Origin of the sequence: Vibrio sp. 10N.247.310.98, from assembly GCF_041467395.1 — a bacterium.
Taxonomy (GTDB): Bacteria; Pseudomonadota; Gammaproteobacteria; order Enterobacterales; family Vibrionaceae; genus Vibrio; species Vibrio crassostreae_C.
In genome coordinates this window covers 1-14353 of the sequence record NZ_JBFSUL010000090.1, presented here as the reverse complement: position 1 = coordinate 14353, position 14353 = coordinate 1, and the positions used below count along the sequence as shown (strand labels likewise).

Annotated in this window: 28 protein-coding genes; all 28 read left to right on the top strand. The window is 45.2% G+C overall.

Features of this window, described 5'->3' with window-relative positions; genetic code table 11:
* Positions 1-508: 508 nt before the first annotated feature.
* The 28 genes from rpsJ to rplQ all read left to right on the top strand — a co-directional run bounded on the left by rpsJ (position 509) and on the right by rplQ (position 14159).
* Positions 509-820, top strand: coding sequence for a 30S ribosomal protein S10 (gene rpsJ, locus AB6E78_RS22085; protein ID WP_004736761.1), 312 nt, complete (start codon positions 509-511; stop codon positions 818-820).
* A 14-nt stretch (positions 821-834) separates the two neighbouring features.
* The gene (gene rplC / locus AB6E78_RS22080) at positions 835-1464 is read left to right on the top strand and encodes a 50S ribosomal protein L3 (RefSeq protein WP_004736763.1); all 630 of its coding nucleotides are present in this window, start codon (positions 835-837) and stop codon (positions 1462-1464) included.
* A gap of 16 nt (positions 1465-1480) precedes the next feature.
* Positions 1481-2083 carry a 50S ribosomal protein L4 gene (gene rplD / locus AB6E78_RS22075; RefSeq protein WP_004738803.1) on the top strand — a complete coding sequence of 201 codons (603 nt, stop codon included), beginning with the start codon at positions 1481-1483 and terminating at the stop codon, positions 2081-2083.
* A complete protein-coding gene (rplW, locus tag AB6E78_RS22070) occupies positions 2080-2382 on the top strand; it encodes a 50S ribosomal protein L23 (protein WP_004736765.1) in 303 nt (100 codons plus the stop codon). Before rplD ends, rplW begins: the two co-directional genes overlap by 4 nt.
* Positions 2383-2396: 14 nt before the next feature.
* Positions 2397-3221, top strand: a complete 825-nt coding sequence (gene rplB, locus AB6E78_RS22065; RefSeq protein WP_010435149.1) for a 50S ribosomal protein L2 — start codon at positions 2397-2399, stop codon at positions 3219-3221.
* 19 nt (positions 3222-3240) lie between these two features.
* Positions 3241-3519, top strand: a complete 279-nt coding sequence (gene rpsS / locus AB6E78_RS22060) for a 30S ribosomal protein S19 (RefSeq protein WP_004736729.1) — start codon at positions 3241-3243, stop codon at positions 3517-3519.
* A gap of 10 nt (positions 3520-3529) precedes the next feature.
* Entirely contained in the window at positions 3530-3862 is a 333-nt protein-coding gene (rplV, locus tag AB6E78_RS22055; RefSeq protein WP_004736732.1) for a 50S ribosomal protein L22, read from the top strand.
* 18 nt (positions 3863-3880) lie between these two features.
* On the top strand, positions 3881-4579 hold the full coding sequence (gene rpsC / locus AB6E78_RS22050; protein ID WP_004736734.1) for a 30S ribosomal protein S3: 699 nt from the start codon (positions 3881-3883) through the stop codon (positions 4577-4579).
* Between the two features lie 11 nt (positions 4580-4590).
* Positions 4591-5001, top strand: coding sequence for a 50S ribosomal protein L16 (rplP, locus tag AB6E78_RS22045; RefSeq protein ID WP_004736736.1), 411 nt, complete (start codon positions 4591-4593; stop codon positions 4999-5001).
* The gene (gene rpmC / locus AB6E78_RS22040; protein WP_004736737.1) at positions 5001-5192 is read left to right on the top strand and encodes a 50S ribosomal protein L29; all 192 of its coding nucleotides are present in this window, start codon (positions 5001-5003) and stop codon (positions 5190-5192) included. The genes rplP and rpmC overlap by 1 nt, the downstream gene beginning before the upstream one ends.
* Positions 5192-5446 carry a 30S ribosomal protein S17 gene (gene rpsQ, locus AB6E78_RS22035; protein ID WP_004736739.1) on the top strand — a complete coding sequence of 85 codons (255 nt, stop codon included), beginning with the start codon at positions 5192-5194 and terminating at the stop codon, positions 5444-5446. The genes rpmC and rpsQ overlap by 1 nt, the downstream gene beginning before the upstream one ends.
* Before the next feature lie 162 nt (positions 5447-5608).
* Positions 5609-5980, top strand: coding sequence for a 50S ribosomal protein L14 (rplN, locus tag AB6E78_RS22030; RefSeq protein ID WP_004736740.1), 372 nt, complete (start codon positions 5609-5611; stop codon positions 5978-5980).
* A gap of 11 nt (positions 5981-5991) precedes the next feature.
* Positions 5992-6309, top strand: coding sequence for a 50S ribosomal protein L24 (rplX, locus tag AB6E78_RS22025; protein WP_004738792.1), 318 nt, complete (start codon positions 5992-5994; stop codon positions 6307-6309).
* Between the two features lie 24 nt (positions 6310-6333).
* Complete coding sequence (gene rplE / locus AB6E78_RS22020) at positions 6334-6873, top strand: 50S ribosomal protein L5 (protein ID WP_004738790.1); 540 nt, start codon at positions 6334-6336, stop codon at positions 6871-6873.
* 16 nt (positions 6874-6889) lie between these two features.
* Positions 6890-7195, top strand: coding sequence for a 30S ribosomal protein S14 (gene rpsN, locus AB6E78_RS22015; protein ID WP_004738789.1), 306 nt, complete (start codon positions 6890-6892; stop codon positions 7193-7195).
* A gap of 29 nt (positions 7196-7224) precedes the next feature.
* Positions 7225-7617 carry a 30S ribosomal protein S8 gene (rpsH, locus tag AB6E78_RS22010; RefSeq protein ID WP_017061309.1) on the top strand — a complete coding sequence of 131 codons (393 nt, stop codon included), beginning with the start codon at positions 7225-7227 and terminating at the stop codon, positions 7615-7617.
* 10 nt (positions 7618-7627) lie between these two features.
* Complete coding sequence (gene rplF / locus AB6E78_RS22005; RefSeq protein ID WP_017063712.1) at positions 7628-8161, top strand: 50S ribosomal protein L6; 534 nt, start codon at positions 7628-7630, stop codon at positions 8159-8161.
* 9 nt (positions 8162-8170) lie between these two features.
* On the top strand, positions 8171-8524 hold the full coding sequence (gene rplR, locus AB6E78_RS22000) for a 50S ribosomal protein L18 (protein WP_004738784.1): 354 nt from the start codon (positions 8171-8173) through the stop codon (positions 8522-8524).
* 14 nt (positions 8525-8538) lie between these two features.
* On the top strand, positions 8539-9039 hold the full coding sequence (rpsE, locus tag AB6E78_RS21995; protein ID WP_017061307.1) for a 30S ribosomal protein S5: 501 nt from the start codon (positions 8539-8541) through the stop codon (positions 9037-9039).
* A gap of 7 nt (positions 9040-9046) precedes the next feature.
* Positions 9047-9223, top strand: a complete 177-nt coding sequence (gene rpmD, locus AB6E78_RS21990; protein WP_004736756.1) for a 50S ribosomal protein L30 — start codon at positions 9047-9049, stop codon at positions 9221-9223.
* 5 nt (positions 9224-9228) lie between these two features.
* The gene (gene rplO / locus AB6E78_RS21985) at positions 9229-9663 is read left to right on the top strand and encodes a 50S ribosomal protein L15 (RefSeq protein WP_004736758.1); all 435 of its coding nucleotides are present in this window, start codon (positions 9229-9231) and stop codon (positions 9661-9663) included.
* A 20-nt stretch (positions 9664-9683) separates the two neighbouring features.
* Positions 9684-11018 (top strand): preprotein translocase subunit SecY, encoded by a 1335-nt coding sequence (gene secY, locus AB6E78_RS21980; RefSeq protein ID WP_004738781.1) that lies wholly within the window; start codon positions 9684-9686, stop codon positions 11016-11018.
* Positions 11019-11059: 41 nt separating this feature from the next.
* A complete protein-coding gene (gene rpmJ, locus AB6E78_RS21975) occupies positions 11060-11173 on the top strand; it encodes a 50S ribosomal protein L36 (protein WP_000868186.1) in 114 nt (37 codons plus the stop codon).
* 148 nt (positions 11174-11321) lie between these two features.
* Positions 11322-11678, top strand: coding sequence for a 30S ribosomal protein S13 (rpsM, locus tag AB6E78_RS21970; protein WP_004738779.1), 357 nt, complete (start codon positions 11322-11324; stop codon positions 11676-11678).
* 19 nt (positions 11679-11697) lie between these two features.
* Positions 11698-12087, top strand: a complete 390-nt coding sequence (rpsK, locus tag AB6E78_RS21965; protein ID WP_004738778.1) for a 30S ribosomal protein S11 — start codon at positions 11698-11700, stop codon at positions 12085-12087.
* Between the two features lie 31 nt (positions 12088-12118).
* A complete protein-coding gene (gene rpsD / locus AB6E78_RS21960; RefSeq protein ID WP_004738777.1) occupies positions 12119-12739 on the top strand; it encodes a 30S ribosomal protein S4 in 621 nt (206 codons plus the stop codon).
* Between the two features lie 22 nt (positions 12740-12761).
* Positions 12762-13754 (top strand): DNA-directed RNA polymerase subunit alpha, encoded by a 993-nt coding sequence (locus AB6E78_RS21955; RefSeq protein WP_004729813.1) that lies wholly within the window; start codon positions 12762-12764, stop codon positions 13752-13754.
* A gap of 24 nt (positions 13755-13778) precedes the next feature.
* Entirely contained in the window at positions 13779-14159 is a 381-nt protein-coding gene (gene rplQ, locus AB6E78_RS21950; RefSeq protein WP_004729812.1) for a 50S ribosomal protein L17, read from the top strand.
* The last annotated feature ends 194 nt before the right edge of the window (positions 14160-14353 follow it).

Below are 14353 nucleotides of genomic sequence, written 5' to 3'. Positions count from 1 at the left end.
TCGCAATCCGCGAAGGTGGCCGTACAGTTGGTGCTGGTGTTGTAGCTAAAATCTTCGCTTAATAGCATTTAGATTTTTGCACTCTCTTCATTAGAAGAGCACGCATCTGAAAAGGGGAGCTTCGGCTTCCCTTTTGTTTTCTCAAAAGAAATATTACCTTCCATCTATCTTCTTCCCTCTCGATACAAAACCAACTTCCAATAAATTGCGATTATTTTTCCAACACTACTTGCATACTAAAGTGTGATCTGTATAATGCATCGCACTGGCTAACGCTGGTTGTGAACCAATGAGCACTGAGGAGTAGGTCTTACCTAGTAATGTATACTCAGCTTATGTTCGCGGTTAATAAAAATAGTAAACTTCTTGTTTACTTCAAAAGTTAACTGACAATGCGTCCTAATTTTGGGTGCTACGGTTTCACATAAATCAATCGGCATTCTCTCGTTTTATCGGGTTTGAGTGGCGATATTGTTTGTGTAATTTTTAATAATTGGAGCTCTGTCTCATGCAGAACCAACGTATTCGTATCCGCCTTAAAGCGTTTGATTACAAGCTAATCGATGCTTCAACTGCGGAAATCGTTGAAACAGCAAAACGTACTGGCGCACAGGTTCGTGGTCCTATTCCACTTCCTACTCGTAAAGAGCGTTTCACTGTTCTTACCTCTCCACACGTCAACAAAGATGCACGTGATCAGTACGAAATCCGTACTCACAAGCGTTTGATCGACATCGTTGAGCCAACAGATAAAACTGTTGATGCTCTAATGCGTCTTGATCTTGCAGCTGGCGTTGATGTTCAAATCAGCCTAGGTTAAGGGAGATAAGAATAATGATTGGTCTAGTCGGACGTAAAGTGGGTATGACCCGCGTATTTACTGAAGAAGGCGTTTCTATCCCAGTAACTGTTGTTGAGGTTGAAGCGAACCGTATTTCTCAAGTTAAAACTCTTGAGACAGACGGCTACGCAGCAATCCAAGTAACTACTGGTGCTAAGAAAGCTAACCGTGTAACTAAACCTGAAGCTGGTCACTTCGCGAAAGCGGGTGTAGAAGCAGGTCGCGGTCTTTGGGAATTCCGTTTAGAAAACGGCGAAGAGTTTGAAGTTGGCGCTGAGCTAAACGTAGAACTTTTCAACGAAATTAAAAAAGTAGACGTTACTGGTACATCTAAAGGTAAAGGCTTCCAAGGCGCTATCAAGCGTTGGAACTTCTCTACTCAAGATATGACTCACGGTAACTCTTTGTCTCACCGCGCACCGGGTTCAATTGGCCAATGTCAAACTCCAGGCCGCGTGTTTAAAGGCAAGAAAATGGCAGGTCACATGGGTGCTGAGCGTGTAACGACTCAAAACCTAGAGATCGTACGTGTTGACGCTGAGCGCAATCTACTCCTTATTAAAGGTGCAGTACCGGGCTCAACAGGCGGAAACGTGATCGTAAAACCTGCTGTTAAAGCATAACGTCTAGGAGTAAGTAATGGAATTGATGGTTAAAGGTGCTGATGCACTAACTGTTTCCGAGACTACTTTCGGACGTGACTTCAACGAAGCTCTTGTACACCAAGTAGTTGTTGCATATGCAGCAGGTGCTCGTCAAGGTACTCGTGCTCAAAAGACTCGTTCTGAAGTATCTGGCGGTGGCGCTAAGCCATGGCGTCAAAAAGGTACTGGCCGCGCACGTGCTGGTACAATTCGTAGCCCAATCTGGCGTACAGGTGGTGTTACTTTTGCTGCGAAACCACAAGATCACAGCCAAAAAGTAAACAAAAAAATGTACCGCGGTGCTATGAAGAGCATTCTTTCTGAGCTAGTTCGTCAAGAGCGTTTAATCGTTGTTGATAACTTCTCTGTAGAAGCACCAAAAACAAAAGAACTTGTAGCTAAGCTTAAAGAGCTTGAGCTAAGCGACGTTCTGATTGTGACTGGCGAAGTAGATGAAAATCTATTCTTAGCTGCTCGTAACCTATACAAAGTAGATGCACGTGATGTTGCTGGTGTTGATCCAGTATCACTAATCGCTTTCGACAAGGTTCTAATGACTGCTGACGCAGTTAAGCAAGTTGAGGAGATGCTAGCATGATCACTGAAGAGCGTATCTTAAAAGTTCTACGTGCTCCGCACATCTCTGAAAAAGCAACTATGGCAGCTGAGAAAGCGAACACTATCGTTTTCAAAGTAGCTAAAGATGCAACTAAGAAAGAGATCAAAGCAGCTGTAGAAAAGCTATTTGAAGTTGAAGTTAAGTCTGTAAATACTCTTGTATTAAAGGGTAAGACCAAACGTCAAGGTATGCGTGAAGGCCGTCGTTCAGACGTTAAGAAAGCCTACGTTACTTTGAAAGAAGGTCAAGATCTTGACTTCGTTGGCGGCGCGGAATAACAGGAGTAGTAAAAATGGCTATTGTTAAATGTAAGCCGACTTCCCCTGGTCGTCGTCACGTCGTTAAAGTTGTTAACGCTGACCTACACAAGGGTAAGCCATACGCACCACTTCTAGAGAAAAACTCTAAGAACGGTGGTCGTAACAACAACGGTCGTATTACAGTACGTCACATCGGTGGTGGTCATAAGCACCATTACCGTGTAATTGACTTCAAACGTACTAAAGATGGCATCCCAGCGAAAGTTGAGCGTCTAGAATACGATCCAAACCGTAGTGCTAACATCGCTCTAGTTCTGTACGCAGACGGTGAGCGTCGTTACATCATTGCACCTAAAGGTGTTAACGCAGGCGACCAGATTCAATCTGGCGTAGATGCTGCAATCAAAGCAGGTAACACTCTGCCGATGCGCAACATCCCAGTAGGTTCTACTGTACACTGTGTTGAACTTAAGCCTGGTAAAGGTGCTCAACTAGCTCGTTCGGCTGGTGCTTATGCTCAAATCATCGCTCGCGATGGTGCATACGTAACTATCCGTCTACGTTCTGGTGAGATGCGCAAAGTTCTTTCTGAAGGTCGTGCAACGATCGGTGAAGTTGGTAACTCTGAGCATATGCTACGTGAACTTGGTAAAGCTGGTGCTTCACGCTGGCGCGGCGTACGTCCAACCGTACGTGGTGTAGTAATGAACCCGGTGGATCACCCACATGGTGGTGGTGAAGGCCGCACATCTGGTGGTCGTCACCCAGTTTCTCCTTGGGGCGTTCCTACTAAGGGCTTCAAGACTCGTAAGAACAAGCGCACTGACAAGTACATCGTACGTCGTCGCACTAAATAATTTATAAAGAGGAATCGCCATGCCACGTTCTCTCAAGAAAGGTCCTTTTATTGACCTACACTTGCTGAAGAAGGTAGAGAAAGCGGTGGAAAGCGGAGACAAAAAGCCTATTAAGACTTGGTCCCGTCGCTCAATGATCATCCCAACAATGATTGGTTTGACCATCGCTGTCCATAATGGTCGTCAGCACGTTCCAGTTTTCGTTACCGAAGAAATGATCGGTCACAAACTGGGCGAATTTGCACCAACTCGTACTTATCGCGGTCATGCTGCAGATAAGAAAGCTAAGAAGAAATAAGGAGTAGATGATGGAAGCTTTAGCTAAACATAACTTTGCTCGTATTTCTCCACAGAAAGCTCGCTTAGTTGCAGACCAAATTCGCGGTAAGTCGGTAGACCAAGCTCTAGAAATTCTAACTTTCAGCAACAAAAAAGCTGCTGTATTAGTTAAGAAGGTTCTTGAGTCAGCTATCGCTAACGCGGAACATAACGAAGGTGCAGATATCGACGATCTAAATGTCGCTAAAATCTTCGTAGATGAGGGCCCTATCATGAAGCGTATTATGCCTCGTGCTAAAGGTCGTGCGGATCGTATCTTGAAGCGTTCAAGCCACATCACTATTGTTGTAGCAGATCGCTAAAGACTAGGAGAGTAAGCAATGGGTCAGAAAGTACATCCTAATGGTATTCGTCTTGGCATCGTTAAGCCTTGGAATGCTACATGGTTTGCTAATACCAACGAATTCGCTGACAACCTAGACGGCGACTTCAAGGTACGTCAGTTCCTTACAAAGGAACTACAAAAAGCATCATTATCTCGTATCGTTATCGAGCGTCCAGCTAAGAGCATCCGTGTGACTATTCACACTGCTCGCCCTGGCGTTGTTATCGGTAAGAAAGGTGAAGACGTAGAGAAGCTACGCGCAGCTGTAGCTAAAATCGCAGGTGTACCAGCGCAAATTAACATCGCTGAAGTACGTAAGCCTGAGCTAGATGGTCAGCTTGTAGCTGATAGCATCGCGTCTCAACTAGAGCGTCGTGTTATGTTCCGTCGTGCAATGAAGCGTGCGGTACAAAATGCTATGCGTCTAGGCGCTAAAGGCATCAAAGTACAAGTAGGCGGCCGTCTTGGCGGTGCTGAAATCGCACGTTCAGAGTGGTACCGTGAAGGCCGTGTGCCTCTACACACTCTACGTGCAGACATTGATTACGCAACTTCTTCGGCTCACACTCAATACGGTGTGATCGGCATTAAAGTTTGGATCTTCAAAGGTGAGATTCTAGGCGGTATGCCAGCTGCTAACGCAGTAGAGCCAAAAGGCGATAAGCCTAAGAAGCAGCGTAAAGGCCGTAAGTAAGGAGTCGAACGATGCTACAACCAAAACGTACTAAGTTCCGCAAGGTTATGACTGGTCGTAACCGTGGTCTAGCTAAAGGTACTGAAGTAAGCTTCGGCGAATTCGGTCTTAAAGCTGTTGGCCGTGGTCGTCTGACTGCACGTCAAATCGAAGCGGCACGTCGTGCTATGACACGTCACATTAAGCGTCAAGGTCAAATCTGGATCCGTGTTTTCCCAGACAAACCGATTACTGAAAAGCCTCTTGAAGTTCGTCAAGGTAAAGGTAAAGGTTCAGTTGCGTACTGGGTTGCTCAAATCCAACCAGGCAAAGTTATGTACGAGATGAATGGCGTACCTGAAGAGTTGGCACGTGAAGCGTTCCGCCTAGCGGCACGTAAACTGCCTGTTAAAACTACTTTTGTAACTAAGCAGGTGATGTGATGAAAGCACAAGATCTACGCGAAAAGAACGTTGAAGAGCTTAACGCTGAGCTATTGAATTTGCTACGTGAACAGTTCAACTTGCGCATGCAAGCTGCAACTGGTCAACTTCAGCAAACTCATACTCTAAAAGCTGTACGCCGTGACATCGCACGTGTGAAAACTGTTTTGACTGAAAAGGCAGGCGCATAATGAGCGAAACTAACCGCATCCAGCAAGGCCGTGTAGTAAGTGACAAGATGGACAAGTCTATCGTTGTTGCTATTGAACGTACTGTAAAACACCCGATTTACGGCAAGTTCATCAAACGCACGACTAAAGTACACGCACACGACGAAGACAACACTTGTGGCCTAGGCGACAAAGTTGAAATCGCTGAGTGTCGTCCTCTGTCTAAGACTAAGTCTTGGACATTGGTTAAAGTTCTAGAAAAAGCGAAGATTTAATCTTTGTAATTCTATAACTTATAAGCGGCTCCAAATTATTTTTTGGAGCCGCTTGTTTTTTGTCTACCCAATTTAAAAAAAGGGTGGTACAATTCGCGTCCCTTTTAAAGAGGCAGCCCGACCCGAGAGGGTCTAGTTTTAATATTTAGCGGAGCACTAACAATGATCCAGATGCAAAGTACACTTGACGCAGCAGATAACTCTGGCGCGCGCAAGGTAATGTGTATTAAGGTTCTGGGTGGCTCTCACCGCCGTTATGCACATATCGGTGACGTCATCAAGGTTACAGTGAAGGAAGCGATTCCTCGCGGTAAAGTAAAGAAAGGTGATGTTCTGAAGGCGGTAGTAGTGCGCACCCGTAAAGGCGTTCGTCGCCCAGACGGTTCTGTCATTCGCTTCGACAGTAATGCTTGTGTATTGTTAAATGACACTACTGAGCAACCAGTCGGCACACGTATCTTTGGTCCTGTGACTCGTGAACTTCGTAACGCGAAATTCATGAAGATTGTATCACTAGCACCTGAAGTTCTGTAAGGAGCGGCAATATGGCAGCTAAAATCCGTCGTAATGACGAAGTAATCATTCTTGCTGGTAAAGATAAAGGCAAGAAAGGTAAAGTAACTAAGGTTCTGACAACTGGTAAAGTTATCGTTGAAGGCATCAACCTTGTTAAGAAACACCAAAAGCCGGTTCCGGCTCTAGGTCAACAAGGTGGCATCGTTGAACAAGAAGCAGCTATTGATGCTTCTAACGTTGCTGTTTTTAACGCGGCTACTGGTAAAGCAGACCGTATCGGTTTCCGTATCGAAGATGGCAAGAAAGTTCGTTTCTTCAAATCTAACGGCGAAACTGTTTCTAACTAATTAGAAGTAATTTGGAGTTCTACTATGGCGAAACTGCATGATTACTACAAGTCGTCTGTAGTCGCTGAGCTTACCAAAGAGTTCAGCTACACAAGCGTCATGCAAGTCCCTAGGATTGAGAAAATCACCCTAAATATGGGCGTTGGTGAAGCAATCAACGATAAGAAACTGCTAGAAAACGCAGCAGCTGATATGGCAACGATCTCTGGTCAAAAGCCACTTATCACTAAAGCGCGTAAATCTGTAGCTGGTTTCAAAATTCGTGAAGGCTACCCAATTGGTTGTAAAGTAACCTTGCGTGGTGAGCGCATGTGGGAATTTTTAGAGCGTTTAATCTCTATCGCACTTCCACGTGTACGTGATTTCCGTGGTGTTAGCGCTAAGTCTTTTGACGGTCGCGGTAACTACAGCATGGGCGTTCGCGAGCAAATCATCTTTCCGGAAATCGACTACGATAAAGTCGATCGTGTCCGCGGTCTTGATATCACTATCACGACTTCTGCGGGTTCCGATGAGGAAGGCCGAGCTCTGCTGGCTGCCTTTAACTTCCCATTCCGTAAGTAAGGGTAGGGTTACTGTTATGGCTAAACAATCAATGAAAGCACGTGAAGCTAAACGTGCAAAACTAGTAGCTAAGTTCGCTGAAAAGCGTTCTGCGCTAAAAGTTATCATTAGCGATGTAAACGCATCTGAAGAAGATCGTTGGAATGCGGTTCTTAAACTGCAATCTCTTCCACGTGATTCAAGTGCATCACGTCAGCGCAACCGTTGCAACCAAACTGGTCGTCCACACGGTTACCTACGTAAATTCGGTCTAAGCCGCATTAAGGTTCGTGAAGCTTGCATGAAAGGCGAGATTCCGGGTCTTCGTAAGGCTAGCTGGTAATTGCCACTTAATCATTTGGAGTAAATCTTATGAGCATGCAAGATCCGATTTCGGATATGCTGACCCGAGTTCGTAACGGTCAGGCAGCAAACAAAGTTGCTGTAAAAATGCCTTCTTCAAAGCTTAAAGTTGCAATTGCTGCATTACTTAAAGCTGAAGGTTACATCGTAGACTTCGCTGTTAACAGCGAAGCAAAACCTGAGCTAGAAGTTACTCTTAAGTACTTCCAAGCTAAACCTGTAATCGAGCAAATCAAGCGTGTATCACGTCCTGGTCTAAGAGTTTATAAAAATAAAGACTCTTTACCTACAGTGATGGGTGGTCTTGGTATTGCAGTTGTTTCTACTTCCAAGGGTCTGATGTCTGACCGTGCTGCTCGTAAAGCAGGTCTTGGCGGTGAAATCATCTGTTACGTAGCTTAAGGAGTAGATTATGTCTCGTGTTGCTAAAGCACCTGTCGCTATTCCAGCTGGCGTAGAGGTGAAACTAAACGGCCAAGAAGTTACTGTAAAAGGTAGCAAAGGTGAGCTTACTCGCGTTCTTAACAGCGCCGTAGTTATTGCACAGGAAGAAACCAACCTAACTTTCGGTCCGAAAGAAGGTGTTACTAACGCATGGGCACAAGCTGGTACAGCTCGCGCTCTAGTTAATAACATGGTTGTGGGTGTTACTGAGGGCTTCACTAAGAAGCTAACTCTTAAGGGTGTTGGTTACCGTGCTGCTATGAAAGGCAACTCTGTAGCTCTAACTCTTGGTTTTTCTCACCCAGTAGAGCACGCTCTACCTGAAGGTATTAAAGCTGAGTGCCCTAGCCAAACTGAGATCATCATTACTGGTTGCGATAAGCAAGTAGTAGGTCAAGTTGCGGCTGACATTCGTTCTTACCGTGCTCCTGAGCCTTACAAAGGCAAAGGTGTTCGTTACGCAGATGAAAATGTGCGTACTAAAGAAGCTAAGAAGAAGTAAGGTATCACTATGGATAAGAAAGCATCTCGCATCCGTCGTGCTACACGTGCACGTCGTAAGATTGCAGAACTTGGTGCAACTCGCCTGGTAGTACACCGTACTCCTCGCCATGTTTACGCACAAGTTATCGCGGCAAACGGCTCTGAGGTTATCGCAGCTGCTTCTACTGTAGAAAAAGCGATCCGTGAGCAAGTTAAGAACACTGGTAACGTTGATGCAGCTAAAGCAGTTGGTAAAGCTGTTGCTGAGCGCGCTCTTGAAAAAGGCGTAGCTTCAGTTGCATTTGATCGTTCTGGTTTCCAATACCACGGTCGAGTAGCGGCGCTAGCAGAATCTGCTCGCGAAGCTGGTCTGAAATTCTAAGGTAGGGTTGGAAGATGGCTAAAGAACAACAACAAGCTAATGATTTGCAAGAAAAGCTGATCGCAGTTAACCGTGTATCTAAGACGGTTAAAGGTGGTCGAATCATGAGCTTTACTGCACTAACAGTAGTTGGTGACGGTAACGGTCGCGTAGGTTTCGGTTACGGCAAAGCTCGTGAAGTACCTGCTGCGATTCAAAAAGCAATGGAAAAAGCGCGCCGTAACATGGTTACAGTATCGCTTAACGAAGGCACTCTTCACCACCCGGTGAAAGGTCGTCATTCGGGCTCTAAAGTTTACATGCAGCCAGCTGCAGAAGGTACAGGTGTTATTGCCGGCGGTGCAATGCGTGCTGTACTTGAAGTTGCGGGCGTACATAACGTACTTTCTAAAGCATACGGTTCAACGAACCCGATCAACATCGTTCGTGCAACGATTGGTGCTCTAGTAGACGTTAAGTCACCAGAAATGGTTGCTGCTAAACGTGGTCTAACTGTTGAATCTATTTCGGAGTAAGCACACGATGGCAACTATTAAAGTAACTCAAACTAAAAGCTCAATTGGTCGCCTACCTAAGCACAAAGCGTGTCTTAAAGGTCTAGGTCTTCGTCGCATCAACCATACAGTAGAACTTGAAGATACACCGTGCGTACGCGGTATGATCAACAAGGTTTACTACATGGTTAAGATTGAGGAGTAATCAGAATGCGTTTGAATACTCTATCACCGGCTGCTGGCTCTAAACCTTCTAAGAAGCGTGTAGGTCGTGGTATCGGTTCTGGCCTTGGTAAAACAGGTGGCCGCGGTCACAAAGGTCAAAAGTCACGTTCTGGCGGCTCTGTTCGTCCAGGTTTTGAAGGCGGTCAAATGCCTCTAAAACAACGTCTACCTAAATTCGGTTTCACTTCTCGTAAGAGCCTAGTGTCTGCTGAAGTTCGTCTAGCTGAGCTAGCGAAAGTAACAGGTGACGTAGTTGATCTTAACAGCCTTAAAGCTGCTAACGTTATCACTAAGAACATCGAGTTTGTTAAGATCGTTCTTTCTGGTGACCTAAGCAAAGCTGTGACTGTTAAAGGTCTACGCGTGACTAAAGGCGCTAAAGCTGCAATCGAAGCTGCAGGCGGTAAAATCGAGGAATAATCTCGAGGAACGAGGTACAGATGGCTAAGAAACCAGGACAAGATTTTCGTAGTGCTCAGAGCGGCTTAAGTGAACTAAAGTCGCGCTTATTATTCGTAATTGGTGCACTTTTAGTATTCCGAGCCGGCTCTTTTGTGCCGATCCCTGGTATTGACGCAGCTGTACTTGCCGATTTGTTCGATCAGCAAAAAGGTACCATCGTAGAAATGTTTAACATGTTCTCCGGTGGTGCTCTTGAGCGTGCATCTATATTAGCATTGGGTATCATGCCGTACATTTCGGCATCGATCGTAGTCCAATTGCTAACTGTAGTTCATCCAGCGTTAGCGGAACTCAAGAAAGAGGGTGAAGCAGGCCGTCGTAAGATAAGCCAATATACACGCTACGGCACGCTTGTACTTGCAACATTCCAAGCTATTGGTATCGCAACAGGCTTACCAAACATGGTCGACAATCTGGTTGTTATCAACCAAACCATGTTTACGCTTATTGCTACCGTGAGTTTAGTAACTGGTACCATGTTCTTAATGTGGTTAGGTGAACAAATCACTGAGCGAGGAATCGGTAATGGTATTTCCATTCTGATTTTTGCAGGTATTGTTGCTGGATTGCCTTCTGCAATCGGTCAAACAATCGAGCAAGCGCGTCAAGGTGAATTGCATGTGCTTCTTCTGCTGTTGATTGCTGTATTGTCTTTTGCTGTTATTTACTTCGTAGTTTTCATGGAACGTGGTCAACGTCGTATCGTCGTTAACTATGCGAAACGTCAACAAGGTCGTAAAGTTTTTGCAGCACAAAGCTCTCACTTGCCTCTTAAGATTAATATGGCAGGTGTTATTCCAGCGATTTTCGCATCAAGTATTATTTTGTTCCCAGGAACATTAGCGCAGTGGTTTGGTCAAAATGGTGAAAGCAGCGCGTTCGGTTGGTTAACTGACGTGTCATTAGCTCTTAGCCCAGGTCAACCTTTGTATGTAATGCTTTATGCAGCAGCTATAATCTTCTTCTGTTTCTTCTATACAGCGTTGGTGTTTAACCCACGTGAAACAGCTGATAACTTGAAGAAGTCTGGTGCATTCGTACCCGGTATCCGCCCAGGTGAGCAGACAGCGAAATATATCGATAAAGTGATGACTAGATTAACCCTTGCGGGCGCTCTATACATTACTTTTATATGTCTGATTCCTGAGTTCATGATGGTCGCGTGGAACGTTCGTTTCTACTTTGGCGGCACATCACTACTAATCGTAGTGGTAGTTATCATGGATTTCATGGCACAGGTACAGACTCATCTGATGTCACAACAGTATGATTCTGTGTTAAAGAAAGCGAATCTGAAGGGTTACGGCCGTTAATTCGGTGGTAACAATTTCGATTCCATTTACGGAGTTTAGCAATGAAAGTTCGTGCTTCCGTTAAAAAAATCTGCCGTAACTGTAAAGTTATCAAGCGTAACGGTGTCGTTCGCGTGATTTGCAGTGAGCCAAAGCATAAGCAACGCCAAGGCTAATTAGCAGAAATTTTTACTTGAAATACAAGGTAGAGTCGAGTATATTCCTCGGCCTACCTTTTGCGTGCAAAAGAAGTAGTATGCCGCAGCGTATCCATAACGGGCTTTGCTGCGGATAATTCTTTTATGAACCCCTTAGGAGTGAATAATGGCCCGTATAGCCGGCATTAACATTCCTGATCATAAGCATTCTGTAATTGCACTTACTGCAATCTACGGTATCGGTAAAACTCGCTCTCAAGCTATTCTAGCTGAAGTGGGTATTGCTGAAGATGCTAAGATCAGTGAACTAACTGAAGAGCAGATCGATCAACTGCGTGATGGTGTAGCTAAGTACACTGTAGAAGGTGATCTACGTCGTGAAGTATCGATGAACATCAAGCGTCTTATGGACCTTGGCTGTTACCGCGGTCTTCGTCATCGTCGCAGTCTACCACTACGTGGACAGCGTACTAAAACCAACGCTCGCACCCGTAAGGGTCCGCGCAAGCCGATCAAGAAATAGTCGGATAAGGTAGAGTACAATGGCAAAACAACCAACTCGCGCGCGTAAGCGCGTACGCAAGCAAGTAGCTGATGGCGTAGCGCACATTCATGCTTCTTTCAACAACACAATCGTAACTATCACTGACCGTCAAGGCAACGCTCTTGCATGGGCTACAGCAGGTGGTTCAGGTTTCCGTGGTTCTCGTAAATCTACTCCGTTCGCAGCACAAGTTGCAGCTGAGCGTTGTGGTGAAATGGCTAAAGAATATGGCCTAAAGAACTTGGAAGTTATGGTTAAGGGTCCAGGTCCAGGTCGCGAATCTACTGTTCGTGCACTGAACGCTGCTGGTTTCCGTATCACTAACATTGTTGATGCGACACCAATCCCTCATAACGGTTGTCGTCCACCTAAGAAACGTCGCGTTTAAGTTTCGTTTCTAGGAATATTGGAGAAAGATCATGGCAAGATATTTGGGTCCTAAGCTTAAGCTTAGCCGTCGCGAAGGTACTGACTTATTCCTTAAGTCTGGTGTCCGTGCGATCGATACCAAGTGTAAAATTGATAACGCACCAGGTGTACACGGCGCTCGTCGCGGTCGTCTATCTGAGTATGGCGTTCAGCTTCGTGAGAAGCAAAAAGTTCGTCGTATCTACGGCGTTCTAGAAAAACAATTCCGCAACTACTACAAAGAAGCTGCACGTCTTAAAGGCAACACAGGTGCAAACCTGCTTCAGCTTCTTGAAGGTCGTCTTGATAACGTAGTTTACCGTATGGGCTTTGGCGCCACTCGTGCTGAATCTCGTCAACTAGTTAGCCACAAGTCTATTCTAGTTAACGGTAAAGTTGTAAACGTTCCTTCTTTCAAAGTAGCGGCAAACGACGTTGTTTCTATCCGCGAGAAAGCTAAACAGCAATCTCGTATTAAAGCGGCTCTAGAAGTTGCTGAACAACGTGAAAAGCCAACTTGGATTGAAGTAGATGCTGGCAAAATGGAAGGTACATTCAAGCGTATGCCTGAGCGTTCTGACCTATCAGCTGACATCAATGAACACTTGATCGTCGAACTTTACTCTAAGTAAGGTTAAAAAAAGAGAGGACACAATGCAGGGTTCTGTAACAGAATTTCTTAAGCCGCGTCTTGTTGACATTGAACAGATCAATACGACACACGCGAAAGTAACTCTTGAGCCATTAGAGCGCGGTTTCGGCCACACTCTAGGTAATGCTCTTCGCCGCATTCTTCTATCTTCTATGCCGGGTTGTGCCGTAACAGAAGTTGAAATTGAAGGTGTGCTACACGAATACAGCACTAAAGAAGGCGTTCAGGAAGATATCCTGGAAATCCTTCTAAACCTTAAAGGTTTGGCTGTACGCGTTGCTGAAGGCAAAGATGAAGTGTTTATTACACTGAACAAATCAGGCTCAGGCCCTGTTGTTGCAGGTGACATCACCCACGATGGTGATGTAGAGATCGCTAACCCTGAGCACGTAATTTGTCACCTAACGGATGACAACGCTGAGATCGCTATGCGTATCAAAGTAGAACGTGGTCGTGGTTACGTTCCAGCTTCAGCTCGTATCCATACTGAAGAAGATGAGCGTCCTATCGGTCGTCTACTAGTTGACGCTACTTACAGCCCGGTTGATAAAATCGCTTACGCTGTAGAAGCGGCACGTGTAGAACAACGTACTGATTTAGACAAGCTTGTTATCGATATGGAAACGAACGGTACTCTAGAACCTGAGGAAGCAATCCGTCGTGCAGCTACTATTTTAGCTGAACAATTGGATGCGTTCGTAGATCTTCGTGATGTACGTGTACCTGAGGAGAAGGAAGAGAAGCCAGAATTCGATCCTATCCTACTACGTCCTGTAGACGATCTTGAACTAACAGTTCGCTCTGCTAACTGTTTGAAAGCAGAAGCGATTCACTACATCGGTGATCTTGTACAGCGCACTGAGGTTGAGCTACTTAAAACGCCAAACCTTGGTAAGAAATCTCTTACAGAGATTAAAGATGTGCTTGCTTCACGTGGTCTTTCTCTAGGCATGCGTCTAGAAAACTGGCCACCAGCGTCAATCGCTGAAGATTAATCGAAAAGTTAGAAGGATTAGGTCATGCGCCATCGTAAAAGTGGTCGTCAACTCAACCGCAACAGCAGTCATCGCAAAGCGATGTTCAGCAACATGGCTAGCTCTCTTGTTCGTCACGAAGTTATTAAAACTACCGTGCCTAAAGCAAAAGAACTACGTCGCGTAATTGAGCCATTGATTACCCTAGCTAAGACAGACAGTGTTGCTAACCGTCGTCTTGCATTTGCTCGCACTCGTGATAACGAAGTTGTGGCAAAACTATTTAATGAACTAGGCCCGCGTTTCGCGGCTCGCCAAGGTGGTTACACTCGCATTCTTAAATGTGGTTTCCGTACTGGTGATAAAGCTCCAATGGCTTACATTGAGCTTGTAGACCGCCCAGCTGCTGAAGAAGCTGCTGAGTAATCTATACTAGATTCTTAATACAAAAGCCGAGCATTAGCTCGGCTTTTTTGTGTCTGTAGAACAAGGAAAAGATAATAGAAATTGCACCATGATGTTTGGCACTTTTTGCTTGTCTTATCTGCTCCAATTTTCAAAAATGTCTCGTATCTCGTATCTCGTATCTCGTATCTCGTATCTCGTATCTCGTATCTCGT

Coding starts and splice junctions, on each gene's coding strand:
- rpsD (WP_004738777.1), top strand. CDS start 12,119: ATGGCAAGATATTTGGGTCCTAAGCTTAAGCTTAGCCGTCGCGAAGGT.
- rplP (WP_004736736.1), top strand. CDS start 4,591: ATGCTACAACCAAAACGTACTAAGTTCCGCAAGGTTATGACTGGTCGT.
- rplQ (WP_004729812.1), top strand. CDS start 13,779: ATGCGCCATCGTAAAAGTGGTCGTCAACTCAACCGCAACAGCAGTCAT.
- rpsQ (WP_004736739.1), top strand. CDS start 5,192: ATGAGCGAAACTAACCGCATCCAGCAAGGCCGTGTAGTAAGTGACAAG.
- rpmC (WP_004736737.1), top strand. CDS start 5,001: ATGAAAGCACAAGATCTACGCGAAAAGAACGTTGAAGAGCTTAACGCT.
- rpsC (WP_004736734.1), top strand. CDS start 3,881: ATGGGTCAGAAAGTACATCCTAATGGTATTCGTCTTGGCATCGTTAAG.
- rpmD (WP_004736756.1), top strand. CDS start 9,047: ATGGCAACTATTAAAGTAACTCAAACTAAAAGCTCAATTGGTCGCCTA.
- rplV (WP_004736732.1), top strand. CDS start 3,530: ATGGAAGCTTTAGCTAAACATAACTTTGCTCGTATTTCTCCACAGAAA.
- rpsH (WP_017061309.1), top strand. CDS start 7,225: ATGAGCATGCAAGATCCGATTTCGGATATGCTGACCCGAGTTCGTAAC.
- rpsJ (WP_004736761.1), top strand. CDS start 509: ATGCAGAACCAACGTATTCGTATCCGCCTTAAAGCGTTTGATTACAAG.
- rpsN (WP_004738789.1), top strand. CDS start 6,890: ATGGCTAAACAATCAATGAAAGCACGTGAAGCTAAACGTGCAAAACTA.
- rplE (WP_004738790.1), top strand. CDS start 6,334: ATGGCGAAACTGCATGATTACTACAAGTCGTCTGTAGTCGCTGAGCTT.
- secY (WP_004738781.1), top strand. CDS start 9,684: ATGGCTAAGAAACCAGGACAAGATTTTCGTAGTGCTCAGAGCGGCTTA.
- rpmJ (WP_000868186.1), top strand. CDS start 11,060: ATGAAAGTTCGTGCTTCCGTTAAAAAAATCTGCCGTAACTGTAAAGTT.
- rplB (WP_010435149.1), top strand. CDS start 2,397: ATGGCTATTGTTAAATGTAAGCCGACTTCCCCTGGTCGTCGTCACGTC.
- AB6E78_RS21955 (WP_004729813.1), top strand. CDS start 12,762: ATGCAGGGTTCTGTAACAGAATTTCTTAAGCCGCGTCTTGTTGACATT.
- rplD (WP_004738803.1), top strand. CDS start 1,481: ATGGAATTGATGGTTAAAGGTGCTGATGCACTAACTGTTTCCGAGACT.
- rplC (WP_004736763.1), top strand. CDS start 835: ATGATTGGTCTAGTCGGACGTAAAGTGGGTATGACCCGCGTATTTACT.
- rplR (WP_004738784.1), top strand. CDS start 8,171: ATGGATAAGAAAGCATCTCGCATCCGTCGTGCTACACGTGCACGTCGT.
- rpsK (WP_004738778.1), top strand. CDS start 11,698: ATGGCAAAACAACCAACTCGCGCGCGTAAGCGCGTACGCAAGCAAGTA.
- rpsS (WP_004736729.1), top strand. CDS start 3,241: ATGCCACGTTCTCTCAAGAAAGGTCCTTTTATTGACCTACACTTGCTG.
- rplF (WP_017063712.1), top strand. CDS start 7,628: ATGTCTCGTGTTGCTAAAGCACCTGTCGCTATTCCAGCTGGCGTAGAG.
- rplW (WP_004736765.1), top strand. CDS start 2,080: ATGATCACTGAAGAGCGTATCTTAAAAGTTCTACGTGCTCCGCACATC.
- rpsE (WP_017061307.1), top strand. CDS start 8,539: ATGGCTAAAGAACAACAACAAGCTAATGATTTGCAAGAAAAGCTGATC.
- rplO (WP_004736758.1), top strand. CDS start 9,229: ATGCGTTTGAATACTCTATCACCGGCTGCTGGCTCTAAACCTTCTAAG.
- rplN (WP_004736740.1), top strand. CDS start 5,609: ATGATCCAGATGCAAAGTACACTTGACGCAGCAGATAACTCTGGCGCG.
- rpsM (WP_004738779.1), top strand. CDS start 11,322: ATGGCCCGTATAGCCGGCATTAACATTCCTGATCATAAGCATTCTGTA.
- rplX (WP_004738792.1), top strand. CDS start 5,992: ATGGCAGCTAAAATCCGTCGTAATGACGAAGTAATCATTCTTGCTGGT.